The following is a 20,495-nucleotide window of genomic DNA, read 5'->3' as shown; positions in this document are numbered from 1 at the left end:
AGGCCGCCGGCCAGAACGCCCCGTCGGGTCGCCGCCATCGTCTCAGCCCGCCTTGTAGTAGTCGAGATACCAGTCGATGAAGCGGCTGACGCCTTCCTCGACCAGGACCTTGGGAGCGTAGCCGAGGGCGGCGCGGGTGTCGGTGATGTCGGCCTCGGTGCGGGCGACGTCGCCGGGCTGCATGGGCATGAGGTTGAGCTTGGCCTTGCGGCCGAGCTTGGCCTCCAGCACCTCGATATAGCGCATCAGCTCGACCTTGTGGCTGTTGCCGATGTTGAAGATCCGCCAGGGGGCGACACCGCTGGTGGCCGGATCGGGCGTCTGCGGGTCCCAGTCCGGATTGACCTGGGCCGGGCGATCCAGGGCGGCGATCACGCCCTCGACGATGTCGTCGACGAAGGTGAAGTCGCGCTGCATCTTACCCTGGCCATAGACGTCGATCGGCTGGTCCTTGAGGATCGCGTCTGTGAACTTGAACAGCGCCATGTCGGGCCGCCCAGGGGCCGTAGACCGTGAAGAAGCGCAGGCCCGTGCAGGGAAAGCCGAACAGGTGGGCGTAGGAATGGGCCATGGACTCGTTGGCGAGCTTGGTGGCCGCGTAGAGCGTGATCGGGTGGTGCACCGGCGAGTGGGCCGAGAAGGGCATATTGCCGTTGGCGCCATAGACCGAGCTGGTCGAGGCATAGACCAGATGGCCGGTCTGCACGGCCCGGCACCCTTCCAGGATGTTGCCGAACCCGACCAGGTTTGAGTCCACATAGGCCGCCGGGTTCTCAAGGCTGTAGCGAACCCCGGCCTGGGCGGCGAGATTGACCACCCGCTCGGGCTTCACCTCGGCGAACAGGGCGGCGACGGCGTCGCGGTCCTCCAGATTGATCTTGGCGTGGCGATAGCCGGGCAGGGCCTCCAGCCGGGCGAGCCGGGCCTGCTTCAGGCTCGGGTCGTAATAGGGATTGAGGTTGTCGAGGCCTATGACCTGGTCGCCCCGCGCCAGCAGGCGGTGGGACAGGTGCGAACCGATGAAGCCGGCCGAGCCGGTGACGAGGATGACGGTCATGATGGCTGCAGCCTAACGGCCGACTCAGCCGTTGGCGACCACGCGCAGGGCCGGGGCGGCGCCCGGACGTTCGCCGCGGATCTGGGCGACCAGGTCGAAGAGCGCGCGGCGCACCTCCTCGACATCGCCCTTGTCGGCGAGGACTTCCAGATTGAGCAGATGGTTGGCGGTGACCCGCAGGGCGGAGGAGGACACGACCTCCATCACCTTAGGCGCGCAGGGGATCGAGCGCTCGGTTTCGTCGAGCAGGGCCTCGGTGAGCTTCTCGCCCGGACGCAGGCCGGTGATCTCGATCTCGATGTCCTTGCCGGGCGTGAGACCGGACAGGGCGATCATCTGGCGGGCCAGGTCCATGATCCGGACGGGTTCTCCCATCTCCAGCAGGAACAGCCGGGCGTGGTGGCTGTCGGCCCCCTCCGCGCAGGTCGCCGTGGCGTGCAGCACGAGCTGGGTCGCCTCAGGAATGGTCATGAAGAAGCGGGCCATGTCCTCATGGGTCACGGTGACCGGGCCGCCCCGATCGATCTGCGACTTGAAGATCGGCACCACCGAGCCGGCCGAGCCCAGGACATTGCCGAACCGCACGGCGGAGAACCGCGTGCCCTGGCCGGTCTGCTGGGCCTGGATCACCGATTCCGCCAGCCGCTTGGTGGCCCCCATGACATTGGACGGATCCACGGCCTTGTCGGTCGAGATCAGCACCATCTGGGCGGCGCCGCAGGCGCGCGCGGCCTCGGCCACGTTCCAGGTGCCGATCACATTGGTCAGCACGCCCTCGCTCGGATGGCGCTCGACCATCGAGACATGCTTCAGGGCCGCGGCGTGGAATACGAGGTCCGGCTTCTCGGCCTGGAAGCAGGCCGTGACCCGCGCGGCGTTGCGGACATCCACCAGGGCGGCCTTGCGCGACAGGCCGGGGCTCGTCTCGCCCATCTCGCGATCGATCTCGAACAGCGAGGTCTCGGAGAAATCCAGCATGGTCACGTGGGCGGCCTGGAAGGCGGCCACCTGCCGGCAGAGTTCGGCCCCGATGGAGCCGCCCGCGCCGGTGATCAGGACGCGGCGACCGCGGATCAGGGCCTGGACCGCGGCGCGGTCGAGCTCGATTGGCTCGCGGGCCAGGAGCTCCTCGACGCTGATGTCGCGCATGGGGAGCAGAGACACGCTCTCGTGCTGCGAAAGCTCAACAATGGAGGGCAGGCGCAGCAGACGGATCCCGTCATTCTTCAGGCGGCCCAGCTGGTCGGCGGTGAGACCCTTCAGGCGACCGGGCTCGTCCAGGAACAGGATGGCGCGGGGATAGCGGTTCCAGCGGCGCAGATCGGTCAGGGCGGCGTCCAGGTTGTCGATGCTCTCGATCACGCAGGCGCCGCGAACCTGCTGGCCCAGATCCCGCGCGTCCGGACTGACGATGCCGACCGTGGTCCAGGCGTGGTCATGGCGCCGCGCGACGTCGCGCAGATAGGTGTCGGCCAAAGCCGTCGGCCCGATCAGCAGCAGGGACGGGGCCTGCGCGGCGCGATCGCGGATCGATTTCAGCGGCGCGAAGCTGTCGAGGGCGTGCTCATGCAGGGCGCGGCGGGTGATGCGCGCGCCCATGGATCCGACCATCTGGAAAATCGGCGACAGCGCCAGGACCGAACGGGCCAGGCCGCTGGCCCGGTCGATCACGAACACCGCCAGCAGGAAGACGCCGGCGGTCAGCATGGCGGTGCGGGCCAGGACCAGGGCGTCGGGAATGGACACATAGCGCCACGGCGAGAGCTCGCGGCGGAACATGGAGGAGAAGAGGGCGGCCAGGCCGGCGTAGATGGCGGTGAGCTGCAGCAGGCTGAGGCTCGACAGGCCGCTGGAATCCAGCCCCAGAGCGCGGGTGGCCGACAGCATGTAGGCGAGCAGGAAAGCCCCGGCGGCGATCAGAGTATCGGCGAGCACCGTCTGCGCGCGGTTGGCCATCTGCTCCATGAAACGCGCTCCCCGCAGGACACCCGGCGGCGGTCATAGACCCACACCGAGACCGCCCAATGAAACTCCGAACCCTGGGTTACACGCCGAGGTCCGTTCGCTCCGGCGCTGCACGCCAAAAGCCCGATGACGGGCGACCCTAGTCCAGTCACGCGGTCGTGAAAACAGAAAAGCCGCCTTCCGATCTGGAAGGCGGCTCTCCTAAAAAGCGAGTACTTAAAAGATCTTAGAAGGTGGCCTTGATGCTGGCGGCGACGCGGCCGTCATAGATCTTGCCGAAGCTGTGCTCGTCGGTGTCCCAGTAGCGCAGGTCCAGGCCGACATGGCTGGTCAGGGCGTAGCTGACGCCCAGGTTCCAGGTGTTGTAGTCGCCATTGTAATCAACGTCCTGGTGGCCGACCGCGCCGCTCAGGGACCACTTGTCGTCAACCGGCACGGAGCCGTTCAGTTCGACATAGGTGGCCGCGCCGGACTTGAACGGGAATTCCGGCGAATAATACACCGCCGCGCCGATCGTGCCCTTGCCGACCGGCACCGAGCCGGCGACCTTGATCTCGGTATAGGCTTCGTCGCCCGAGCCCGAGGGCTTGTTGGCGTAGCCGTAATAGATGACGCCCAGGTCCAGGGCGACCGGCCCGACGGTCGGCTTGTAGCCGGCGTACAGGTCGTACTCCATGGTGGTGCCGTTGTTGAAGTCGACGTTCGACAGCCAGGTGCCCGCATAGAGCTTGCCGGCGGTCAGGTCGGCGCCGCCAAACACTTGGCCGCCCTCGTCGGTTTGGCTGATGCCGCGGAACACGTAGTCCGAGGCCGCGCCAATGTTGAAGGCGACGGTCGGGCTGTCGTCAGCCAGAGCGGCGCCGCCCATGGCCACGGTAGCCGCGGCGGCGAGCAGTGCGATCTTGAGAGTTTTCATTTCGTTTTATCCCCTTGTCTCCGACCAAGCTTAGCCCAGTCGGCTGAAACCATCGCCAATCGAGACGGAGTCGAGCAATGCGCGGGCGGCGCATGGGTCCCAACAGCCCTCGGCTGGCCAAAAAACAGGCGCTGCATGGTTAAGGCGCCTGATTAATGGGCGCGCAGCATCTGCAGAATGGTCGCCGTGCGCCATTCGCAAATGTGTCGCGGAGGATAAATGGCGCGTTAAAACCTAACGCATGCCGAGCGGGGCGTAGCCCAGGTGTGTCCCGGCATCCACAAGCAGCGTCTCGCCGGTGATGTGCCGCGAGGTGGGCGAAGCCAGGAACACGGCCGACGCCGCGACGTCCTCGGCGGTCGAGGCGGCCTTCAGCGGGGTCGAGGCCGCGGTCGCCTCGCGCATCCGGTCCACGCGCTCCTGGGGCATGCCCTTGCCGAACCAGGGCGTGTCGATGAAGCCCGGACAGACGGCGTTGACCCGGATCTTGGGGGCGAGGCCGCGGGCGAGCGACAGGGTCATGGTGGTGAGCGCGCCCTTGGAGGCGGCGTAGGGCACCGAGGAGCCGATCCCCATCACGCCGGCGATCGAGGAGGTGTTGACCACCGCCCCCGGACGAGGCCCCGCCTCGAGCAGGGCGCGGGCGGCCCGGATCATCTGGAAGGCGCCGATCACATTGACGGCGTACAGGTTCTGGAAGTCCTCCGCCGAGACGGCGTCGAGGTCTCCGTGATTGGGGGCGAACTTGGTGACGCCCGCATTGTTGAAGAGGGCGTCGATGCGGCCGAACGGCTCCGCGGCCGCCGCGATCTTCCGGCAGTCGGCGTCGTTCGCCACGTCGCCCTGAACCAGCACCGCGGCGGCGCCCTTGGCCTCGACGAGGCGCGCGGTCTCCTGGGCCTCTTCGGCGCTGCGGGCATAGTTGATGATGACGGCCTCAGCCCCGCGGTCGGCGACCTCCACGGCGATGGCGCGCCCCAGTCCCGTCGAGGCGCCGGTCACCAGCACCACGAAACCCTCGAAATCTCCGCCGCGCATCACCGGTCCCTCCCTGAGACATCCATTGTCGCCTTCGACCTAGCCCCATATCGCCGCCTTCGGAAGGCCCCGGCGCGCGCCCCGCGGTTGCCCGGCGCCGCCCCTGGCGGTAAAGCGCGCCATGGACGAAACCCATCTCACCCAACTCGGCCGCGAGGTCCGCGGCTTCGCGAGCCCCGAGGAAGCGGTTCTCGAGCGCGTGCCCAATCCGCAGAAGGACACGCTCTATCTCGCGCGGTTCACGGCGCCGGAGTTCACCTCCCTGTGCCCCGTCACCGGCCAGCCCGATTTCGCGCACCTGGTTATCGACTACGCCCCCGGCGAGTGGCTGATCGAGTCGAAGTCGCTCAAGCTCTATCTGGGCGCCTTCCGCAATCACGGGGCCTTCCACGAGGACTGCACCGTGGCCATCGGCCGCCGCATGGTCGAGGTGGCCCAGCCCCGTTGGCTGAGGATCGGGGGCTATTGGTTCCCGCGGGGCGGCATTCCCATCGACGTCTTCTGGCAAACCGGGGCCGCGCCGGAAGGTTTGTGGGTCCCCGATCAGGGTGTCGCACCTTATCGCGGACGCGGCTGACCAAGTATAAATCCGCCATTCGACTGCGGGCGCTCAGGTGCAGATGCGGGCTGAGCTTTATTCACAAGTCGCACCGCGCCCGTCGGTCAGTGGCGGACCATACCCGCATTTCCGAAGGGGCGGCCGCCAAAGGACGGCTTGAGCTGTCTTGACTAGCCGTCTTCATCGAAATGCGGTATGAAGGTAACGCCCATCTCTCCTCGGGCGTGTCACACTTCAGGCCGGATGGCGGAAACGCTGTCCGGCCGTTGTGTTTCCGGCCCCGGTCACGGCCGCCAGCGTTGGGTCAGGGCCGCCGGATCCGGACGTTCCCGCTCAAGAGGGGCGTCCTTCACGGTCCCCAGGAACACGTAGCCTGCGACCCGTTCCCCAGGCGTCAGACCCAGGATCGCGGTCGCCTCGGCGTCATAGGCGTACCAATCGGTGATCCAGTTGGCGCCAAAGCCCGCCGCCTGGGCCGCATAGAGCAGGGTGGTGCAGACCGCGCCGGCCGACAGCAATTGCTCCCACTCCGGAATGTCCCCGCCGACCGGGCTGGAGACCACGGCCACGCCCAGGGGCGGAGCCTTGAGCTTGCCGAGCTTGGCCGCCGCGCGCCCGTCGCCGCGCGCCTGGGCCAGGGCCTCGAGCCGGGCTGCGAACGCCGCCTTGTCCTCGCCCTCCAGGATGATGAACCGCCAGGGCGCAAGCTTGCCATGGTCAGGGACCCGGGCCGCCAGCCGGATCAGGTCGGCGAGCTCGTCTGCGTTCGGCGCGGGCTCGGCGAGCGCCAGGGCGGAGGCCGACCTGCGGGTCGCCAGAAAGGCCAGGACGTCGGGGTGCGGCGTCTGCTCGACAGGCGCGCCGAAGGCGGGCGATGCGGGTAGGGAAGGGGACATGGGGCGGGCGCCTCGTTAGCAAAGCCGTCAGGCGGCTTGTGTAGGGGTTCGCCCGGCGCTTTCGCAAGGCGGGGACGGGATATGGGGACGAAACCTGACTGGTTGAGGCCGCACGGCGCGCCCTGGGTCCGCGGGCCCGGGCGCACGGTCTATGACAATCCCTGGATCTCGGTCACCGAGTTCGACGCGACGGCGCCCACCGGCCGACCGGCGCTCTATGGGCTGGTCGGGTTCAAGAACCATGCGATGGCGATCCTGCCCATTCATGAGGACGGGACCGTGACCCTGGTCGGCCAGAATCGCTTCGCCTTCGCCGACTACAGCTGGGAGATTCCGGAGGGCGGCGGCCCGCTGGAGGAGGATCTGCTGGTCGCAGCCCAGCGGGAGCTGCGCGAGGAGACCGGCCTGGTCGCCGCCGACTGGCGCGAGGTCATGCGCCTGCAGCTGTCCAATTCCGTCACCAACGAACTGGCGGTCTGCTACCTCGCCACAGGCCTTAGCCAGGCGGACCTGACGCCGGAAGGCGACGGCACCGAGGACATCGCCATCGCGCGCGTGCCCTTCCGCGAGGCTCTGGACGCCGCCATGGCGGGATGGATTCTCGACGCCCTGACAGTGGCGATGCTGCTTCGGGGCTACCATATGGCCAGGGAAGGGTCTTTGCCGCGCGGATTGGCTGAGGCCATGCTAGGATAAGGGGAGACGTCATGGGACGGGAGGAGCTTGTGAGCCAGCGCCTGGAAGTCATCGACCCCGCTGCGCCGCCGCCGGTGTGGGCGGCCCTGCGCAACGAGGCCGAGCGCGCCGCCAAGACCGAGCCGGGCCTCGGCTCGCTGCTGAACGCCGTCATCCTGGCGCACGAGAACCTGGGCGCGGCGCTCTCCTATCAGCTGGCCCGCAAGCTGGGCGATCAGGAGCTGCGGGCCATGAGCCTGCGCGAGATCGCCGACCAGGCCTATCGCGCCGATCCGAACCTGGTGGAGATCGCCGAGGCCGACTTGCGCGCGGTGTTCGAGCGCGACCCCGCCTGCAAGGGCTATGTCCAGCCCTTCCTGTTCTTCAAGGGCTTCCTGGCCCTCCAGACCCAACGTGTCGCCCACTGGCTGTGGCACGAGGGCCGCGAGACCATGGCCTTCTATCTGCAGAGCCGGGTGTCAGAGGTCTTCCAGGTCGACATCCACCCCGCCACCAAGATCGGCAAGGGCGTGTTCATCGACCACGGCACCGGCATCGTCATCGGCGAGACCGCGGTGATCGGCGACGACTGCTCCCTGCTGCAGGGCGTGACCCTGGGCGGCACGGGCGCCGAGCGCGGGGACCGCCACCCGAAGATCGGCAAGGGCGTGCTTCTGAGCGCGGGCGCGACCGTGCTGGGCAACATCCACATCGGCGACTACGCCAAGATCGCCGCGAGCTCGGTGGTGCTGAAGCCGGTCCCGGCGGGTTGCACCGCGGCGGGCGTGCCGGCCCGGCTGATGAACTGCCCGACCTGCGAAGAGCCGGCGCGCAGCATGGACCACAGCCTGATCGACGCGGTCTACGACTACGTGATCTGAGGCCCGGCCGTCCCCAGCTTTAGGGGCTGCAAGGTTTTGTTCGCACCGGAAGCGATGTAGGGTCCGGCCCTGTTGAATCGCCGAGGAGCGTGCACGTGGACGAGAGAACCATCCGCAAGATCGAGGGTCACCTGCGCGGGACCTTCGCCAATGCGCGGATCACCCTGGTGCCTCGCCCCAAGCAGAAGGATTCCGCCGAGGTCTATGTCGGCGAGGAATTCATCGGCGTGGTCTTCGAGGACGAGGACGAGGACGGCTCCTTCATGTTCGAAATGGCCATTCTCAGCGAAGATCTGCCCTGATCCCGCGACCGCCGGGGCCTCCCTTCAGGGGCGGCGCCGGCGGCGGTAATTCCCTCCAGACACATCCCTGGCTTGGCGAAGGCGGGGTTTGGAGGCTAGACGGTCTGTAACAGGCCGTGGGGGGCGGCGCAGACATGGCCTCGAAGCAGGACATCGCGAACCGCATACCCATCACGGGGGCCCTGATGCTGGCCACCCTGATGAATACGCTGGACTCCACCATCGCCAATGTCGCCTTGCCCCACATTCAGGGCAGCGTCTCGGCCGCCCAGGACCAGATCACCTGGGTCCTGACCTCCTACATCATCGCCGCCGCGATCATGACGCCGCTCTCGGGCTGGCTGTCGCAGAAGATCGGCCGCAAGCAGATGTTCCTGCTCTCGATCGGCGGCTTCACCCTGACCTCCGTGCTGTGCGGCATGGCCACCAGCCTGCCGGAGATCGTGATCTTCCGCCTGCTGCAGGGCATCGCCGGCGCCTCCCTGATGCCGCTGTCCCAGACGGTGATGCTGGATCTCTATCCGCCCCAGATGGTGCCCCGGGTCATGAGCCTGTGGAGCGCAGCCGTGATCCTCGGTCCCATCGCCGGCCCCACCCTCGGCGGCTGGCTGACCGAGAGCCTGTCCTGGCGGTGGGTGTTCTTCATCAATCTGCCGATCGGCATCCTGGCCTTCGCCGGCATCCAGCTGTTCATGGATCATGATGAGGGGGGGCGGCAAAGACCCTTCGATTTCATAGGCTTCGGCGGGCTGGTGCTGTTCATCGCCGCCTTCCAGCTGACCATCGACCGAGGACCCGGTCACGACTGGTTCGATTCTCCGGAGATCTGGATCGAGGCGGGCCTGGCCCTGTCGGGCCTGTGGGTCTTCCTGATGCAGACCATCACGGCGGAGCACCCGTTCTTCCACCGCGACCTGGCCAAGGACGGCAACTTCGTCTCGACCACCATCTTCAGCCTGGGCGTCGGCGTACTGCTGTTTTCGACCAGCGCGCTCATTCCGTCCTTCATGCAGAACCTGCTGGGCTATTCGGCGCTGCAGGCCGGGACCGCCAGCATGACGCGGGGCGTCGGCTCGCTGATCGCCTTCCTGGCTGTGCCCTTCCTGATCCGCCGGTTCGGGCCCAAGCCGGTGCTGATCGTCGGCATCATCTTGAGCGCGCTCGCGCTTGGTCAGATGTCGACCTTTGATCTGTCCATGACCGCCCTGCCGGTGATGCAGTCCGGCTTCCTGCAGGGGGTCGGCACGGGGCTCCTGTTCGCGCCCTTGAACACGCTTGCCTATGCGACGCTCGCCCCCACCCACCGGGTGGAGGGCACCATCGTGGCGACCATGATGCGCAGCATGGGCTCCAGCGCCGGCATCTCTCTGGTCCAGGCCGCCCTGATCAACCGCGCCGCCGTGGGCCACGCCCATATCGCCGAGCGCATCTCCGCGGCCGATCCCGTCGTCCGCGCCGCGCTACCGCCGGGCATGAACCTCGACACCTATGCGGGGCTCGCCGCCCTGAACGGCGAGGTGACGCGCCAGGGCAGCATGGCCGCCTATGACACGGTCTTCGCCTGGCTGGCGCTCGGCACCCTGATCCTGGCGCCCTTGATCCTGTTCCTGAAGACCCCGCCGCCCTTGCCGCCGCTGCAGAGCGGCGCCCCGCCCATGGCCGCGGCCGCCGCCCACGACTGATCGGGTTCACCCCCTGACCCGCCCAGGCAGGGCAGGGGGCTCGCCTCTAAGTCAGAGCACGCCCAGCATCTCCGCGACCAGCGGATGGCGGACGATGTCGCGGTCGGCCAGCCGGACCACGGCGATATTGCCCACCGCCTCCAGCTTCTCGGCCACTGGCCCCAGGCCCGACAGTTCGGGCAAGAGGTCGGACTGGTTGGGGTCGCCGGTCACCACCATGGTCGAGTGCCAGCCCAGCCGGGTCAGCAGCATCTTGAGTTGGACATAGGTGCAGTTCTGCGCCTCGTCGATCACCACGAAGGCGTTGTTGAGCGTGCGGCCGCGCATGAAGCCGACCGGGGCGATCTCGATGGCGCCCTCGGCCATCAGGGCGCGGACCCGCTTCATCGACAGCCGGTCGGACAGCGCGTCATAGAGCGGGCGCAGATAGGGGGCGAGCTTGTCCTCCATCTCGCCGGGCAGGAAGCCGATGGATTCGCCGGCCTCGACCGCCGGTCGCGACAGGACGATACGCCCGACCCGGCCCGATTCCAGGGCCTCCACGGCCTTGGCGATGGCCAGATAGGTCTTGCCGGTCCCGGCCGGGCCCAGCGCCATGACCAGATTCTTCTGGTCGATCGCCGCCATCAGGGCTTCCTGGCCGGGGGACTTGGCCTTGATGGTCTTCAGATAGCCCTGCTCGCGGTCGTCGTTGAAATTGGCCGCGCCGTGCGACATCGGCGACCAGGCCCGGTCGACCGGCAGACGCCGGATTTTTCCGTCATCCTCGAACTGGCTCGCGTCGAACGCGCCTTCGCGCAGTTGCCGCTTCATGGCTCGCTTGGTCATCGGGGCCTCCACATGGGCATGAAAAAAGGGCGTATCCGCAATGGATCGCCCTTCGAGGTCGACAGAGTTGGATGAATCGGAGCGGCGTCGCGCAGCGCCTGGCGGCTCGCCTGCAGATCGCAAACCTGGCGGGGGACCCCGCCGAAGCAAAGTACGCGACACCCTCGTCTCCGTCCTGCGGGACGCCGCGCGCCGAAAATCGGCCGCGGCCGGATCGGGAGGGGATGGCCCTCTCGAATCGCCCGACTAAGATCATCCTAACGAGGTTAATGCCGGTTTAAGCAAGCCGGTTCCGGCAAGAAATGGGGAGTTCGGATGGGTGTCTATAACTTGGGCGATGTGGGTCCCATTCTTCCGGGTGAGGATGAATACTGGATCGCCCCGAACGCGGCCGTGCTGGGCAATGTGATTCTGAAGAAGAATGCATCCGTTTGGTTCGGCGCGACTCTCCGCGGCGACAATGATCCGATCACGGTTGGTGAAAATTCCAATGTTCAGGACGGATCTGTACTTCACACCGACACCGGATTTCCCCTTACCATCGGGGCGAATGTGACCATCGGCCACATGGTGATGCTGCATGGCTGCACGATCGGCGACAACAGCCTGGTCGGGATCGGCTCCATCGTGCTGAACGGGGCCAAGATCGGGAAGAACTGCCTGATCGGCGCCAACTGCCTGATCACCGAGGGCAAGGAGATCCCCGACAATTCCCTCGTCATGGGCGCCCCGGGCAAGGTGGTGCGCGAGCTTTCCGAGGACCAGGCCAGGATGATGGCCGTGGGCGCCCATCACTATGTGGAGAACTGGAAGCGCTATCGCGCGGGCCTGAGGGCGGTCTGATGCAGTTCGCGGACCTTTCGGCGCGGGCCGCCCAGGTCCGCGACCTCTATGTCCGGCTCGAGACCGAGCGCTATGGCCGCCCCTGGACCCGGGAAGAGATCATGCTGGGCTTCGTGGGCGATGTCGGCGATCTGGCCAAGCTGGCGCTCGCGGCGGAAGAGGTGAGGGCGATCCCCGACGCCAAGGCCAAGCTGGCCCACGAGCTCGCCGACTGTCTCTGGAGCCTGATGACGCTCGCCCGCCTGCACGAGGTCGATCTGGAGGCGAGCTTCCTCGCCACCATGGATGAGCTGGAGGCCCGGCTGACCTGACCTAGTCGGCGCGGGGCTTTGGCCGATAGCCCTGGAAGGTCAGGATCGCGCCCGCCAGGATCAGCAGGGCGAAGACCCCGTTGATGGCGGGCCCCTCGCTCGCCTGGGGGGCCTGAGGCCAGATCATCCGAAACAGTCCCACAGCCGTCAGCATCAGGCCCGACAGGGTGACGAGCAGCCGCCAGCCCCAGGCCCAGACGGGGTGGGCCTGCAGAATGGCGATCCCGGCGATGAAGGTCAGCGTGCCGTTCAGATAGACCACCGGGGCGATCTGGGCGGCGTAGATCTGCATATTCATCGCCTCGGTGCCCGCCAGGGCAATGAGGCTCGGGCCCACAATCCGGGCGATGATGCGGGAGGCGTCGGCCATGGCGGGCTCCGGGAACTGGGCTTCCAGCCTCGGCCCTCGCCGGGCCTGCGGCCGTGACCTGGATCAAGCGTGGCGCTTGACGGACGCAACGGCGCCCCGTGAGGCTCGCACACACAAAAACCCAGGGAGCTCCGCCGATGGCGTACGAATTCATCAAGTCGACCGCGAGGGACCGGTCACGATCTTCACTCTCAACCGGCCGGAGGTGATGAACGCGCTGCATTCCCCCGCCCACTTCGAGCTGCATGAGGCCTTCAACGCCTTCGCCGCCGATCCGGAGCAGTGGGTGGGCATCGTCACCGGGGCCGGCGATCGCGCCTTCTCGGCCGGCAACGATCTGAAGCACCAGGCCGGCGGCGGCGGCATGTCCAGCCCGCCTTCGGGGTTCGCAGGGCTCACCTCGCGCTTCGACCTCAACAAGCCGCTGATCGCCGCGGTGAACGGCATCGCCATGGGCGGCGGCTTCGAGATCGCTCTGGCCTGCGATCTGATCGTCGCCGCCGAGGGCGCGGTCTTCGCCCTGCCGGAACCGCGCGTGGGCCTGGCCGCCCTGGCCGGCGGTCTGCACCGCCTGCCGCGCATGATCGGCCAGAAGCAGGCCATGGGCATGATCCTGACCGGCCGCCGCATCACCGCCGCCGAGGGCCAGACCCTGGGCTTCGTCAACGAGGTGGTTCCGGCCGCCGACCTCTTGGCCGCCGCCAAGCGCTGGGCCGCCCAGATCTGCGAGCTGTCGCCCATGTCGATCCGCGCCTCCAAGGAGGCCGTCTACAAGGGCCTGGACGAACCCAGCCTGGAAGCCGCGATCACCGGCCAGATGAAGTACCCGGCCATCGGCGCGCTGTTCCGCTCCGAAGACTTCAAGGAAGGCCCCATGGCCTTCGCCCAGAAGCGCGCCCCGCAATGGAAGGGCCGCTGACCGACTGACCCGTCCGCGCCGCCGCGCCCGATTCCGGGGCGGCGGCGCGTGACGAACCTCTCGGCTCGCCGCGGTCGGTGTCAGACCTGGGCCAGGCCGCCGTCGACGAAGACCTCGCCGCCGGTCATGAAGCTGCTGTCCGACGAGGCCAGGAAGGCCGCCACCGCCCCGGTCTCGCTCGGATCGCCCATGCGGCCCAGCGGCGTGGCGGCGCCCAGGGCGCCCATGGCGTCCTCGCCCACCACCTCGAGCGCCAGCTCCGTCCGGGTCGGGCCGGGCGACAGCACATTGACCCGAATGCCCGTGCCGCGCAGGTCCATGGCCCAGCTGCGGGCCAGGTTGCGCACCGCGGCCTTCGAGGCGCTGTAGATGCTGAAGGCGGGCGTCCCCATCTCGCCGGTGGTGGAGCCGGTCAGGATGATCGAGCCGCCCGCCGACATCAGCGGCAGGGCCTTCTGCACCGTGAACACCGTGCCCTTCACATTGGCGTCGAAGGTCTCGGCATATTGCTCGGGCGTGATCTCGCCCAGCGGCGCCAGGGTCCCCGTGCCGGCGTTGGCGAACAGGATGTCGATCCCGCCGCGTTCGGCCTTCACCGCCGCATACAGCCGGTCGAGGTCGGCGAGATCGGTCACTGAACCCGCCACGGCCCGGCTGGAGGGCCCGAGCTGGGCGACCGCCGCATCCAGCGCCGCCTGCCGCCGGCCGAAAATATAGACGAAGGCGCCTTCGTCGATGAACCGCTTGGCGGCGCCCAATCCTATGCCCGTGCCGCCGCCGGTCACCACCGCGGTCTTGCCTGTCAGCCTGCTCATGATGTGCTCCTTGTTTGAGGTTGCACTCAGCTGGCGGGCCACATACCTATTCTCAAGTATGCACCTTTTGGTAAGTGCCCAAAAATGTCGATGACCAATACGGCCTCCGCCCCGACCCCGCCTCAGACCCCACCCGGGTTCACCTGCGGCCTGGACGCCACGCTGCGGGTGATCTCCGGCAAGTGGAAGCCGCTGATCCTCTACTTCCTCGTCCAGGGCGGCCCGACCCGCTATGGCGAGCTGCGCCGCGCCGTGCGCGATGTCAGCGACAAGATGCTGATCCAGCAGCTGAAGGAGCTGGAGGCCGATGGTCTGGTGAAGCGCACCGACTACAAGGAGGTCCCCCGCGGTGGACTACAGCCTGACGCCCCGGGGCCAGAGCCTGGCCCAGGCGCTCGAGCCGCTCTGTGTCTGGGGCACGGAGAACATGGTCGAGGTCGCCCGCGTCATCGCCCAGCGCGACGGCTGGGCGCTCAAGAAAGCCTAGGCTAGCAGGCGGGTCTGAACCCCAAGCGCCGGTCCGGCGTCGGCTAGGCGTTGATCCAGCGTGTGCAGAATGGCGCCACGCTCGGCCGCCGCCGCGAGATGTAGGGCGTCGCCGGCGCGCAACCCCAGACTATGCTGATCGACGAACCGCGCGGCGGCCCGGTAGTGCGCGGGGCCGATCGGCGTGACCGTGAAGGTCTCCGCCAACAGCCTGTTGAACATGGCCAGCGTCGCGGCGCGTTGTTCGAGGGTGATCTGCCCGGTCCGGATCTTGATCGACAGGGCCGAGGAGAACTCGGTGATCGTCCAGTCGCTGATCAGCAGATCGGCGGGATCCTGCGCCGCCAACCAGGCTTGAGCCCGAGCAGTCGCGGCCTCGTTCGACAGGGCCGAGACGATCAGCGAGGTGTCGAGATACTGCATCAGTAGCGATCGTCGTCCCGCATGGATCGGACAAGATCGGCGGCGGTCTGTGGAGGATGGGGCAGAGCCTGGGTCAGGGCCTGCAATGCCGCCAGATCGATCGCCTTGCGAGGGGCGGCGACGGCGGTGAGCCGCGCCACGCGCTTGCCGCGCCGGGTGATCTCGATGGAGTCTCCGGCTTCCACCCGATCGACCAGTTCGCTCAGATGCGCTTTGGCGTCGGCGAGATTGATGGCATCCATGCAGGCCTCCTGACCATCTCGTTGGTCATATAGCCGCGTCAGCCTGAATATTCCAGCTGGGCGCGCCAATCTGGGGTTGGACGCGCGACCTCGGCCGCCCGTCGTTGACCGATCCATCTGTTTGCCGCATCCCAAAGCCATGACCGAACCGACCCGCCTCAAGGGCCCCATGGCCGCCCCGGCCAGCGGCCGAGATCCTCAGTCGATGGTGGTGCTGCTGCACGGCTATGGCTCCAATGGCGCCGACCTGATCGGGCTTGCGCCCTATTGGCGCGCCAGCCTGCCTGACACGGTGTTCCTGGCGCCCAATGCGCCGCAGATCTGCCCCGGTGCGCCCGGCGGCTATCAGTGGTGGGCCCTGACCGACCTCGGCCGCGAAAGCCGCGCCGCCGGCGTGCGCCAGGCCGCGCCGCTGGTGAACGCCTTCATCGACATGCACCGGGCCGCCTACAACCTGCCGAACCGCAAGGTGGCTATCGTCGGGTTCAGCCAGGGGACCATGATGGCCCTGCACGTGGCCCCGCGCCGGCCTGAGGTCTTGGCCGGCGTCGTCGGCTATTCGGGCATGCTGGCCGACGCCGAGGCCCTGCAGGCCGAGGTGAAGACCCGGCCGCCCATGGTGCTAGTCCACGGCGACGCCGACCCGGTGGTGCCCTTCGCCGCCCTGGGTCAGGCCGAGGCCGAGCTCAAGGCCCTGGACTTCGACATCTCCACCCACGCCTCGCGCGGCCTCGGCCACAGCATCGACCAGGCCGGTCTGCGCTGGGGGGGCGACTTCCTGGCCCGGGTGCTGAACGAGGCGGGGTAGGGGCGCGCGCATCACCGAAACGCGCCGTCCTGCGCGAAACTCAGACCGGCTCCAGCTCCTTCGGCGCCGTCACCTCGCGCTTGCGGGTCTGGGCCTTGGGCTTGGGCAGCAGGCGGAAGCGCGTCTGGCACCAGGCGAAGTCGATGCCGATGTCGATCAGGGAATCGGCCCGCCCGCAGGGGCACCCGAACTCCATGACGCCCAGGACCCGATAGGTCTCCCCAGCGACGAGCGGCACAGGCCTGCCCGTCGCATGGTTCGGCGCCACATTTACGCAAATGACCAAGTCACCAGGCCCGACCGCGTCGCTCATGGCTTCCGTCCTCTGTGCTTGGGCGAAATATTAGGCTCAAGCCTGAGCGCGGCAAGACCTTCCGGTTCGCGCTGATCGCGTACCACGCTGGCGGCGCGCCCTTCGCCGCGCCCGGGCTTCAGGTCGTCTCGCAAAAGACGCCGCGCGAGGCGATCGTGGCCTGTGAGAGGTTCAGGTTCTGCTTTCGCCGGTGGTCGACCCCGACCTGCGCCGCATGCCGTCCCATGAACCCGAAATTCGCGCTCTGGCCGCCGGGGATCAGGGGATAGTTCTGCGCGAACTTGTTCGCCACCACCTTGGCGTGGGCGAGCGTCGGGAGGAGTTCGGCCTGCAGGATCGGTGAGATCGGCGCGCCAAGATCCAGGGCCGACAGGGTGGCCCAGTCGGACCGCTGCTCGTCAATGCGGGCCTTGGTCCACTCCAGCTCCGTATAGATGGCCCGATAGTGGCTCGCCTCCTCCTGCGGCAGGTGGGACACGACGCCAGTCGCGCGGGCCACGTCCCAGGCCGCGGAGGGCATGTTGGGGAACTGCGGCTGCCCAAGAGGCCGTTTCAGCGGCGGCGCGCCCGGCACGCCCAAGGCGCCCCCGACCTCGACCAGACGACGGTCGATGCAGGGCTCCTCGGCGATGATGAAATCCAGACTGTCGAGATCCCGCGCGATCTCGTTGCGCAGGGCCGAGCGCGTCTCGGCGACCTCGTGCCGCCAATGGAACCATTCCAGGGTCTGTTCGCCCGATAGGGCGATGCTGATGCCGACCACGATCACCAGGATCTCGGAGAAGAACTCTGGCCAGCTGTGCACCGGCTTAGGCTTGTGAATATCCATGCGTCCCCACCGGTATCGGAGCGGGACCGTAGCGGTGTGGGCGGATCGTCCGCAATGGGGCTTAGGCTTTCGCCCGTAAACGAGGCTTCAACTAATTGGCGCTCGCGGGCTTTGGGGGGGGCGGCGGGGATGGGGAAGGGTCGACCCTAGCGCGGGGGCAGTGAGGCGCGCCTCATCCGCGATCTATGCCATAAGACGACGGTCGCGGCGGCGGCTGAAGCCGCGCCGGCAAGGCCCCCACCACCATGCCCCCGATGTAGCCGGCTATGGCCGCGAGCCCGGCAAGATCCGGGAAGCCGACGGCCTTGGCCAAACTCCCGAGGCACAGCAGACCGGCGAGTGACAACAGGAACGAGAGGATCGTGGCGGCCGTCGAGGTCGTCAGGGCCAGCGCGCCGACCAGCCGCGTAGGTCGAAATGCGAGCATGATCAGCCCGGCCAGGCAGACGAGCAGCCATATCGGAACGATAATGAAGTAAGGCATCGTTGCTACCCCCGCGCGTAGCCTAGCCGAACACGGCAGGCTCCGACATGGATGTATTGCGGACGCCGGATTGATGAGCGTCCTGCCGTGATCGAGTGAGATCCAGATGATCGAAGACGACGCGGACCGCCGTGCCGACTGGCCCCTTCTGAAAGATGGGGCGGTCACGCTGTTCTGGAGGACGTCGCTGTTTGAGCAAGCGAAAGCCAGCCTGACGTCGCTGAGCTATGCCCTTGCCTCCATTGAATGCATCTCGGTCGAACAGTTCGCGGCGGACCTCGGCGGCGCCCTCGGGTGGGAGCAGCAATTCGGATATTCGCCATGGTCGGGCAATCTCAACGCCCTCGCCGAAGGGGCCGCCACGGTGGCTTTTCCACCCTCACTCTGCCTGGCCCTCGCGTTCGAAGGCTATCATCGCCTCGTGGCGCAAGACGCCGAATTCGCTCATGGCGTCCTGGACGTCATTGAATATCAGGCCCGAAACCACCTGGCGGCCGGCCGGCGTTTGATCGTCCTCGTCCAGACCGATGAGGCGCACTTCGTCGCCGACAACCTGGGTGCGCGGCGGGCGATGTGGAACAGGGCGGAATGGTTGGATGGCGGCCGCCGATGACGCTGCGTCGGCGCTGGAGTTTCAGCTGAGGTTTGTCGCCCCTGGAAGTCTCGCACTAGGGTATAATCTCGCCATGCTCGAACACCGCGAATGGCTTGCCTTGCCCGGCGCTAAACTGGGCGTCTTGGAAGAGCTAGGCCGTGCCGCCCCTGTCGATTTGCCGGACTGCTATTTCGCCCTGCTCGCCGAGAGCAACGGCGGTGAAGGGCCGCTGTCCGTGAACCCATTCAATTTGTGCCTGGACGCTGCCGAGCAGGTTGTCGAGACAATCCGGTCTGGCAATTACGGACAGGCCGACCTAGCGGGGTTCCTGATATTCGGGGGAAACGGTGGCGGGGAATATTTGGCGTTCGACATTCGAGGCGCTGCGCCATGGCCCATAGTCTCAATCGACATGGTGGCGGGTGGAGGCTCGGCGCAGCGGGTCGCTCCAGATTTTGAGGCCTTTAGCGAGTTGATCGGACGCGAACCATCAAATTAACACGATGGCCCGGCCAGAGAGGGCATCTTACGCTCAAGCCCACTTCTCGATCATGGGGCAGGCACTTCGTCGCGGCATGGCGTCAGCACCCACCAACGCCAGCCCAGCATTCCAGTGTGAAGCTCCCCGCAGACCGGATCGCCAATTTTGAGCCGTTCGTGGAGCTCTTCATCGTTGATCGACTGGGGAGCCTGCGACCACTCGACCGGAGCGAAGCTGACCGTGTGGTAGGTCGAGCCGTCACGGGATTGGCCCGTTCGCCGGTCAACCACATTGGCGAGAAAAGCCTTTGCCGGCCGTGTTTCGGTGAGGCGATTCACCGCCTCAAGGGAGAGTCCTAGACCGAGCGCTCCAAACAATGTGACGCCGGAGAAGACTCCAATCCGCAGGCCGTTGGGGATAGATTTCCGCAGGGCCACGCAGAAGCTCAATCCCACCGCGGCGCCTATCGCCAGTATCCAACCTTCGCTGACCGTTCGGCCCTCCATTCCCCGCGTAACGATGAGAACCGGTGACGAGGCCGCCAACCCGCACCCTAGCCCGAGGGCGGATTGCAGCCTCTCGTTGAAATTTCGGTCTGACATCGGGCCCCTAAGCTGCAGCTCGATCGGCGAGCTCCGTGGAGCAAATGTCAAGCTCTGCACAGGCCCGAGCGCGGTGCAAGACAGCCCCTCCGGACCTCAGAAATCGGATCCACGAGGCGCTTCGAGCGAGGCCACGCTGGGCTGCAGTCAAGTCCCCCCGTTGCGCTGAATCGTGTTGGAGTCCCCAGTAGCTGAAACCTCCGCAGGGACTTCCATGAGCGTTATCGACTTCGAATGTGACACCCCGACCAAGGAAGCGGTCGAGGACACCATCCGGCTGATCAAGTCCGGTCGGGGCTTCGACAAGGAGGGCTATGCGCAACTTATGGCGCCGGGCTGGGCCGCCCAGATCGGCATGAGCTTGAAGGAGTTCAACGCGGCGAAGGCCACGATCGGCCTGACCGGCCTGGCTCTGAAGCTCTGCGAAAAGGACATGGAAAACGCCATGAGCCATGCCGACATCATCGCGATGCTCGACACGGCCGGCGTCTCCCACGCCTGCATCGGCAATGCCGGACGCCGCGCCGCGAACGAGGACGTGGCCAGGTTCGCAGCTGAGTATCCGGACCGCCTGATCCCCTGGTTCCGCATCTGGGGCGACGAGGGCGAGGCGGGCGTCGCCAAACTGGACCACGGCGTGCGCGAGCTCGGCTGCCGGGGCTTCGAGATCTCCAGCTATCGCGAGGAGCGCTACATCAACGATCCCGTCTATTTCCCGTTTCTGGCCAAGTGCGTGGAACTGGACATCCCCGTGAGGATCACCGCCGGCGTCCACCTGTTGTCCGATCGGCCCTACGACTATGCGCATCCGAAATTTCTGGACGAACTGGCGATCCGGTTTCCGACCTTGCGGATCGTCGCGGGTCTGGGCGGCTGGCCGTGGATCGGCGACCTGGTCGCCATCGCCATGCGCCACCCCAACCTCTACATCGACATCGCCTGCCGGCGGGTGAAGCAGATCCTGGCGCCCGGCTCCGGCTACGAAGCGCTGCTCTATTACGGAACCCGGGTCCTGCAGGACAAGATCATCTTCGGCAGCGGCTGGGGCACCAGCATGATCCCGCTGGCGCAGCTGGTCCGCGAGACCGACAGCCTGCCGCTGTCCGATTCGGTTCGGGCCAAATGGATGTCGGGCAACGCCGCGCGGGTTCTGGGGATAGATTAGGCTGTCCCTA

The 20,495-nt window shown here is 67.1% G+C and carries 26 protein-coding genes and 2 pseudogenes; 13 read left to right on the top strand and 15 right to left on the bottom strand.

Annotated elements, in window-relative coordinates:
• Positions 1–42: 42 nt before the first annotated feature.
• From MQH10_RS26790 to MQH10_RS09995, 5 genes and pseudogenes are all read right to left on the bottom strand, one after another.
• Positions 43–417 carry a Rossmann-fold NAD(P)-binding domain-containing protein gene (locus MQH10_RS26790; protein ID WP_336605076.1) on the bottom strand — a complete coding sequence of 125 codons (375 nt, stop codon included), beginning with the start codon at positions 415–417 and terminating at the stop codon, positions 43–45.
• Positions 403–1,057, bottom strand: a pseudogene (locus MQH10_RS26785) (NAD-dependent epimerase/dehydratase family protein); the annotation flags it as partial. The gene MQH10_RS26790 and the pseudogene MQH10_RS26785, both read right to left, overlap by 15 nt.
• 24 nt (positions 1,058–1,081) lie before the next feature.
• Positions 1,082–3,022, bottom strand: coding sequence for a nucleoside-diphosphate sugar epimerase/dehydratase (locus MQH10_RS10005; protein ID WP_242563913.1), 1,941 nt, complete (start codon positions 3,020–3,022; stop codon positions 1,082–1,084).
• Positions 3,023–3,248: 226 nt separating this feature from the next.
• Positions 3,249–3,938, bottom strand: coding sequence for a TorF family putative porin (locus MQH10_RS10000; protein ID WP_242563912.1), 690 nt, complete (start codon positions 3,936–3,938; stop codon positions 3,249–3,251).
• 234 nt (positions 3,939–4,172) lie between these two features.
• A complete protein-coding gene (locus MQH10_RS09995; protein ID WP_242563911.1) occupies positions 4,173–4,976 on the bottom strand; it encodes an SDR family NAD(P)-dependent oxidoreductase in 804 nt (267 codons plus the stop codon).
• Positions 4,977–5,097: 121 nt separating this feature from the next.
• Between MQH10_RS09995 and queF the strand changes: the two genes are divergently transcribed.
• A complete protein-coding gene (queF, locus tag MQH10_RS09990; RefSeq protein WP_242563910.1) occupies positions 5,098–5,553 on the top strand; it encodes a preQ(1) synthase in 456 nt (151 codons plus the stop codon).
• Positions 5,554–5,819: 266 nt separating this feature from the next.
• On the opposite strand, the gene MQH10_RS09985 is transcribed toward queF, so the two are convergent.
• Positions 5,820–6,431 carry a nitroreductase family protein gene (locus tag MQH10_RS09985; protein ID WP_242563909.1) on the bottom strand — a complete coding sequence of 204 codons (612 nt, stop codon included), beginning with the start codon at positions 6,429–6,431 and terminating at the stop codon, positions 5,820–5,822.
• Between the two features lie 81 nt (positions 6,432–6,512).
• On the opposite strand from MQH10_RS09985, the gene MQH10_RS09980 reads away from it, so the two are divergent.
• The 4 genes from MQH10_RS09980 (at position 6,513) to MQH10_RS09965 (ending at position 9,971) form a co-directional block, all read left to right on the top strand.
• On the top strand, positions 6,513–7,127 hold the full coding sequence (locus tag MQH10_RS09980) for an NUDIX domain-containing protein (protein WP_242563908.1): 615 nt from the start codon (positions 6,513–6,515) through the stop codon (positions 7,125–7,127).
• Positions 7,128–7,156: 29 nt separating this feature from the next.
• The gene (gene cysE / locus MQH10_RS09975; RefSeq protein ID WP_242563907.1) at positions 7,157–7,987 is read left to right on the top strand and encodes a serine O-acetyltransferase; all 831 of its coding nucleotides are present in this window, start codon (positions 7,157–7,159) and stop codon (positions 7,985–7,987) included.
• A gap of 95 nt (positions 7,988–8,082) precedes the next feature.
• Positions 8,083–8,289, top strand: coding sequence for a DUF3126 family protein (locus MQH10_RS09970; RefSeq protein ID WP_242563906.1), 207 nt, complete (start codon positions 8,083–8,085; stop codon positions 8,287–8,289).
• 134 nt (positions 8,290–8,423) lie between these two features.
• Positions 8,424–9,971, top strand: coding sequence for a DHA2 family efflux MFS transporter permease subunit (locus tag MQH10_RS09965; protein ID WP_242563905.1), 1,548 nt, complete (start codon positions 8,424–8,426; stop codon positions 9,969–9,971).
• Between the two features lie 51 nt (positions 9,972–10,022).
• Here the strand turns inward: MQH10_RS09965 and MQH10_RS09960 are convergent, their stop codons facing one another.
• Positions 10,023–10,811: a PhoH family protein gene (locus MQH10_RS09960; RefSeq protein WP_242563904.1), complete on the bottom strand. Its 789-nt coding sequence runs from the start codon at positions 10,809–10,811 to the stop codon at positions 10,023–10,025.
• Positions 10,812–11,114: 303 nt separating this feature from the next.
• Here MQH10_RS09960 and MQH10_RS09955 point away from each other — a divergent pair, with 303 nt between their 5' ends.
• Both MQH10_RS09955 and MQH10_RS09950 read left to right on the top strand, forming a co-directional pair.
• Entirely contained in the window at positions 11,115–11,642 is a 528-nt protein-coding gene (locus MQH10_RS09955) for a gamma carbonic anhydrase family protein (RefSeq protein WP_242563903.1), read from the top strand.
• Complete coding sequence (locus MQH10_RS09950) at positions 11,642–11,953, top strand: MazG nucleotide pyrophosphohydrolase domain-containing protein (RefSeq protein WP_242563902.1); 312 nt, start codon at positions 11,642–11,644, stop codon at positions 11,951–11,953. The genes MQH10_RS09955 and MQH10_RS09950 overlap by 1 nt, the downstream gene beginning before the upstream one ends.
• Before the next feature lies 1 nt (position 11,954).
• Here MQH10_RS09950 and MQH10_RS09945 read toward each other — a convergent pair whose 3' ends face one another.
• The gene (locus MQH10_RS09945; protein WP_242563901.1) at positions 11,955–12,323 is read right to left on the bottom strand and encodes a hypothetical protein; all 369 of its coding nucleotides are present in this window, start codon (positions 12,321–12,323) and stop codon (positions 11,955–11,957) included.
• Between the two features lie 208 nt (positions 12,324–12,531).
• Here MQH10_RS09945 and MQH10_RS09940 point away from each other — a divergent pair, with 208 nt between their 5' ends.
• Positions 12,532–13,242 (top strand): enoyl-CoA hydratase-related protein, encoded by a 711-nt coding sequence (locus MQH10_RS09940; RefSeq protein WP_242563900.1) that lies wholly within the window; start codon positions 12,532–12,534, stop codon positions 13,240–13,242.
• An 80-nt stretch (positions 13,243–13,322) separates the two neighbouring features.
• Here MQH10_RS09940 and MQH10_RS09935 read toward each other — a convergent pair whose 3' ends face one another.
• A complete protein-coding gene (locus tag MQH10_RS09935; protein WP_242563899.1) occupies positions 13,323–14,057 on the bottom strand; it encodes an SDR family NAD(P)-dependent oxidoreductase in 735 nt (244 codons plus the stop codon).
• 84 nt (positions 14,058–14,141) lie between these two features.
• Here MQH10_RS09935 and MQH10_RS27060 point away from each other — a divergent pair.
• Positions 14,142–14,544: pseudogene (locus tag MQH10_RS27060) on the top strand (winged helix-turn-helix transcriptional regulator).
• Here MQH10_RS27060 and MQH10_RS09925 read toward each other — a convergent pair.
• Positions 14,541–14,966 carry a type II toxin-antitoxin system VapC family toxin gene (locus MQH10_RS09925; RefSeq protein ID WP_242563897.1) on the bottom strand — a complete coding sequence of 142 codons (426 nt, stop codon included), beginning with the start codon at positions 14,964–14,966 and terminating at the stop codon, positions 14,541–14,543. The pseudogene MQH10_RS27060 and the gene MQH10_RS09925 overlap by 4 nt on opposite strands.
• Positions 14,966–15,208, bottom strand: coding sequence for a type II toxin-antitoxin system Phd/YefM family antitoxin (locus MQH10_RS09920; protein ID WP_242563896.1), 243 nt, complete (start codon positions 15,206–15,208; stop codon positions 14,966–14,968). The genes MQH10_RS09925 and MQH10_RS09920 overlap by 1 nt, the downstream gene beginning before the upstream one ends.
• Before the next feature lie 139 nt (positions 15,209–15,347).
• On the opposite strand from MQH10_RS09920, the gene MQH10_RS09915 reads away from it, so the two are divergent.
• Positions 15,348–16,016 (top strand): alpha/beta hydrolase, encoded by a 669-nt coding sequence (locus tag MQH10_RS09915; RefSeq protein WP_242563895.1) that lies wholly within the window; start codon positions 15,348–15,350, stop codon positions 16,014–16,016.
• Between the two features lie 40 nt (positions 16,017–16,056).
• Here MQH10_RS09915 and MQH10_RS09910 read toward each other — a convergent pair whose 3' ends face one another.
• The 3 genes from MQH10_RS09910 to MQH10_RS09900 all read right to left on the bottom strand — a co-directional run bounded on the left by MQH10_RS09910 (position 16,057) and on the right by MQH10_RS09900 (position 17,642).
• Positions 16,057–16,254, bottom strand: coding sequence for a hypothetical protein (locus MQH10_RS09910; RefSeq protein WP_242563894.1), 198 nt, complete (start codon positions 16,252–16,254; stop codon positions 16,057–16,059).
• Between the two features lie 193 nt (positions 16,255–16,447).
• Positions 16,448–17,158: a hypothetical protein gene (locus MQH10_RS09905; RefSeq protein WP_242563893.1), complete on the bottom strand. Its 711-nt coding sequence runs from the start codon at positions 17,156–17,158 to the stop codon at positions 16,448–16,450.
• Between the two features lie 172 nt (positions 17,159–17,330).
• A complete protein-coding gene (locus MQH10_RS09900) occupies positions 17,331–17,642 on the bottom strand; it encodes a hypothetical protein (RefSeq protein WP_242563892.1) in 312 nt (103 codons plus the stop codon).
• Positions 17,643–17,748: 106 nt separating this feature from the next.
• On the opposite strand from MQH10_RS09900, the gene MQH10_RS09895 reads away from it, so the two are divergent.
• On the top strand, positions 17,749–18,255 hold the full coding sequence (locus tag MQH10_RS09895) for a hypothetical protein (protein ID WP_242563891.1): 507 nt from the start codon (positions 17,749–17,751) through the stop codon (positions 18,253–18,255).
• On the top strand, positions 18,239–18,736 hold the full coding sequence (locus MQH10_RS09890) for an SMI1/KNR4 family protein (RefSeq protein ID WP_242563890.1): 498 nt from the start codon (positions 18,239–18,241) through the stop codon (positions 18,734–18,736). Before MQH10_RS09895 ends, MQH10_RS09890 begins: the two co-directional genes overlap by 17 nt.
• 50 nt (positions 18,737–18,786) lie before the next feature.
• Here the strand turns inward: MQH10_RS09890 and MQH10_RS09885 are convergent, their stop codons facing one another.
• On the bottom strand, positions 18,787–19,155 hold the full coding sequence (locus tag MQH10_RS09885) for a hypothetical protein (protein ID WP_242563889.1): 369 nt from the start codon (positions 19,153–19,155) through the stop codon (positions 18,787–18,789).
• A 379-nt stretch (positions 19,156–19,534) separates the two neighbouring features.
• Here MQH10_RS09885 and MQH10_RS09880 point away from each other — a divergent pair, with 379 nt between their 5' ends.
• On the top strand, positions 19,535–20,485 hold the full coding sequence (locus tag MQH10_RS09880) for an amidohydrolase family protein (protein ID WP_242563888.1): 951 nt from the start codon (positions 19,535–19,537) through the stop codon (positions 20,483–20,485).
• Positions 20,486–20,495 lie beyond the last annotated feature (10 nt).

The organism is Phenylobacterium aquaticum, from assembly GCF_022695515.1.
Lineage (GTDB): Bacteria > Pseudomonadota > Alphaproteobacteria > Caulobacterales > Caulobacteraceae > Phenylobacterium > Phenylobacterium aquaticum.
This window is presented reverse-complemented; position numbering and strand designations above follow the sequence as displayed.

Excerpts from the sequence above, each read along its gene's own strand:
- MQH10_RS26790 (WP_336605076.1), bottom strand. The coding sequence starts at position 417 with ATGCAGCGCGACTTCACCTTCGTCGACGACATCGTCGAGGGCGTGATC.
- MQH10_RS10005 (WP_242563913.1), bottom strand. The coding sequence starts at position 3,022 with ATGGAGCAGATGGCCAACCGCGCGCAGACGGTGCTCGCCGATACTCTG.
- MQH10_RS10000 (WP_242563912.1), bottom strand. The coding sequence starts at position 3,938 with ATGAAAACTCTCAAGATCGCACTGCTCGCCGCCGCGGCTACCGTGGCC.
- MQH10_RS09995 (WP_242563911.1), bottom strand. The coding sequence starts at position 4,976 with ATGCGCGGCGGAGATTTCGAGGGTTTCGTGGTGCTGGTGACCGGCGCC.
- queF (WP_242563910.1), top strand. The coding sequence starts at position 5,098 with ATGGACGAAACCCATCTCACCCAACTCGGCCGCGAGGTCCGCGGCTTC.
- MQH10_RS09985 (WP_242563909.1), bottom strand. The coding sequence starts at position 6,431 with ATGTCCCCTTCCCTACCCGCATCGCCCGCCTTCGGCGCGCCTGTCGAG.
- MQH10_RS09980 (WP_242563908.1), top strand. The coding sequence starts at position 6,513 with ATGGGGACGAAACCTGACTGGTTGAGGCCGCACGGCGCGCCCTGGGTC.
- MQH10_RS09965 (WP_242563905.1), top strand. The coding sequence starts at position 8,424 with ATGGCCTCGAAGCAGGACATCGCGAACCGCATACCCATCACGGGGGCC.
- MQH10_RS09955 (WP_242563903.1), top strand. The coding sequence starts at position 11,115 with ATGGGTGTCTATAACTTGGGCGATGTGGGTCCCATTCTTCCGGGTGAG.
- MQH10_RS09950 (WP_242563902.1), top strand. The coding sequence starts at position 11,642 with ATGCAGTTCGCGGACCTTTCGGCGCGGGCCGCCCAGGTCCGCGACCTC.
- MQH10_RS09945 (WP_242563901.1), bottom strand. The coding sequence starts at position 12,323 with ATGGCCGACGCCTCCCGCATCATCGCCCGGATTGTGGGCCCGAGCCTC.
- MQH10_RS09940 (WP_242563900.1), top strand. The coding sequence starts at position 12,532 with ATGAACGCGCTGCATTCCCCCGCCCACTTCGAGCTGCATGAGGCCTTC.
- MQH10_RS09935 (WP_242563899.1), bottom strand. The coding sequence starts at position 14,057 with ATGAGCAGGCTGACAGGCAAGACCGCGGTGGTGACCGGCGGCGGCACG.
- MQH10_RS09925 (WP_242563897.1), bottom strand. The coding sequence starts at position 14,966 with ATGCAGTATCTCGACACCTCGCTGATCGTCTCGGCCCTGTCGAACGAG.
- MQH10_RS09920 (WP_242563896.1), bottom strand. The coding sequence starts at position 15,208 with ATGGATGCCATCAATCTCGCCGACGCCAAAGCGCATCTGAGCGAACTG.
- MQH10_RS09915 (WP_242563895.1), top strand. The coding sequence starts at position 15,348 with ATGACCGAACCGACCCGCCTCAAGGGCCCCATGGCCGCCCCGGCCAGC.
- MQH10_RS09905 (WP_242563893.1), bottom strand. The coding sequence starts at position 17,158 with ATGGATATTCACAAGCCTAAGCCGGTGCACAGCTGGCCAGAGTTCTTC.
- MQH10_RS09900 (WP_242563892.1), bottom strand. The coding sequence starts at position 17,642 with ATGCCTTACTTCATTATCGTTCCGATATGGCTGCTCGTCTGCCTGGCC.
- MQH10_RS09895 (WP_242563891.1), top strand. The coding sequence starts at position 17,749 with ATGATCGAAGACGACGCGGACCGCCGTGCCGACTGGCCCCTTCTGAAA.
- MQH10_RS09890 (WP_242563890.1), top strand. The coding sequence starts at position 18,239 with ATGGCGGCCGCCGATGACGCTGCGTCGGCGCTGGAGTTTCAGCTGAGG.
- MQH10_RS09880 (WP_242563888.1), top strand. The coding sequence starts at position 19,535 with ATGAGCGTTATCGACTTCGAATGTGACACCCCGACCAAGGAAGCGGTC.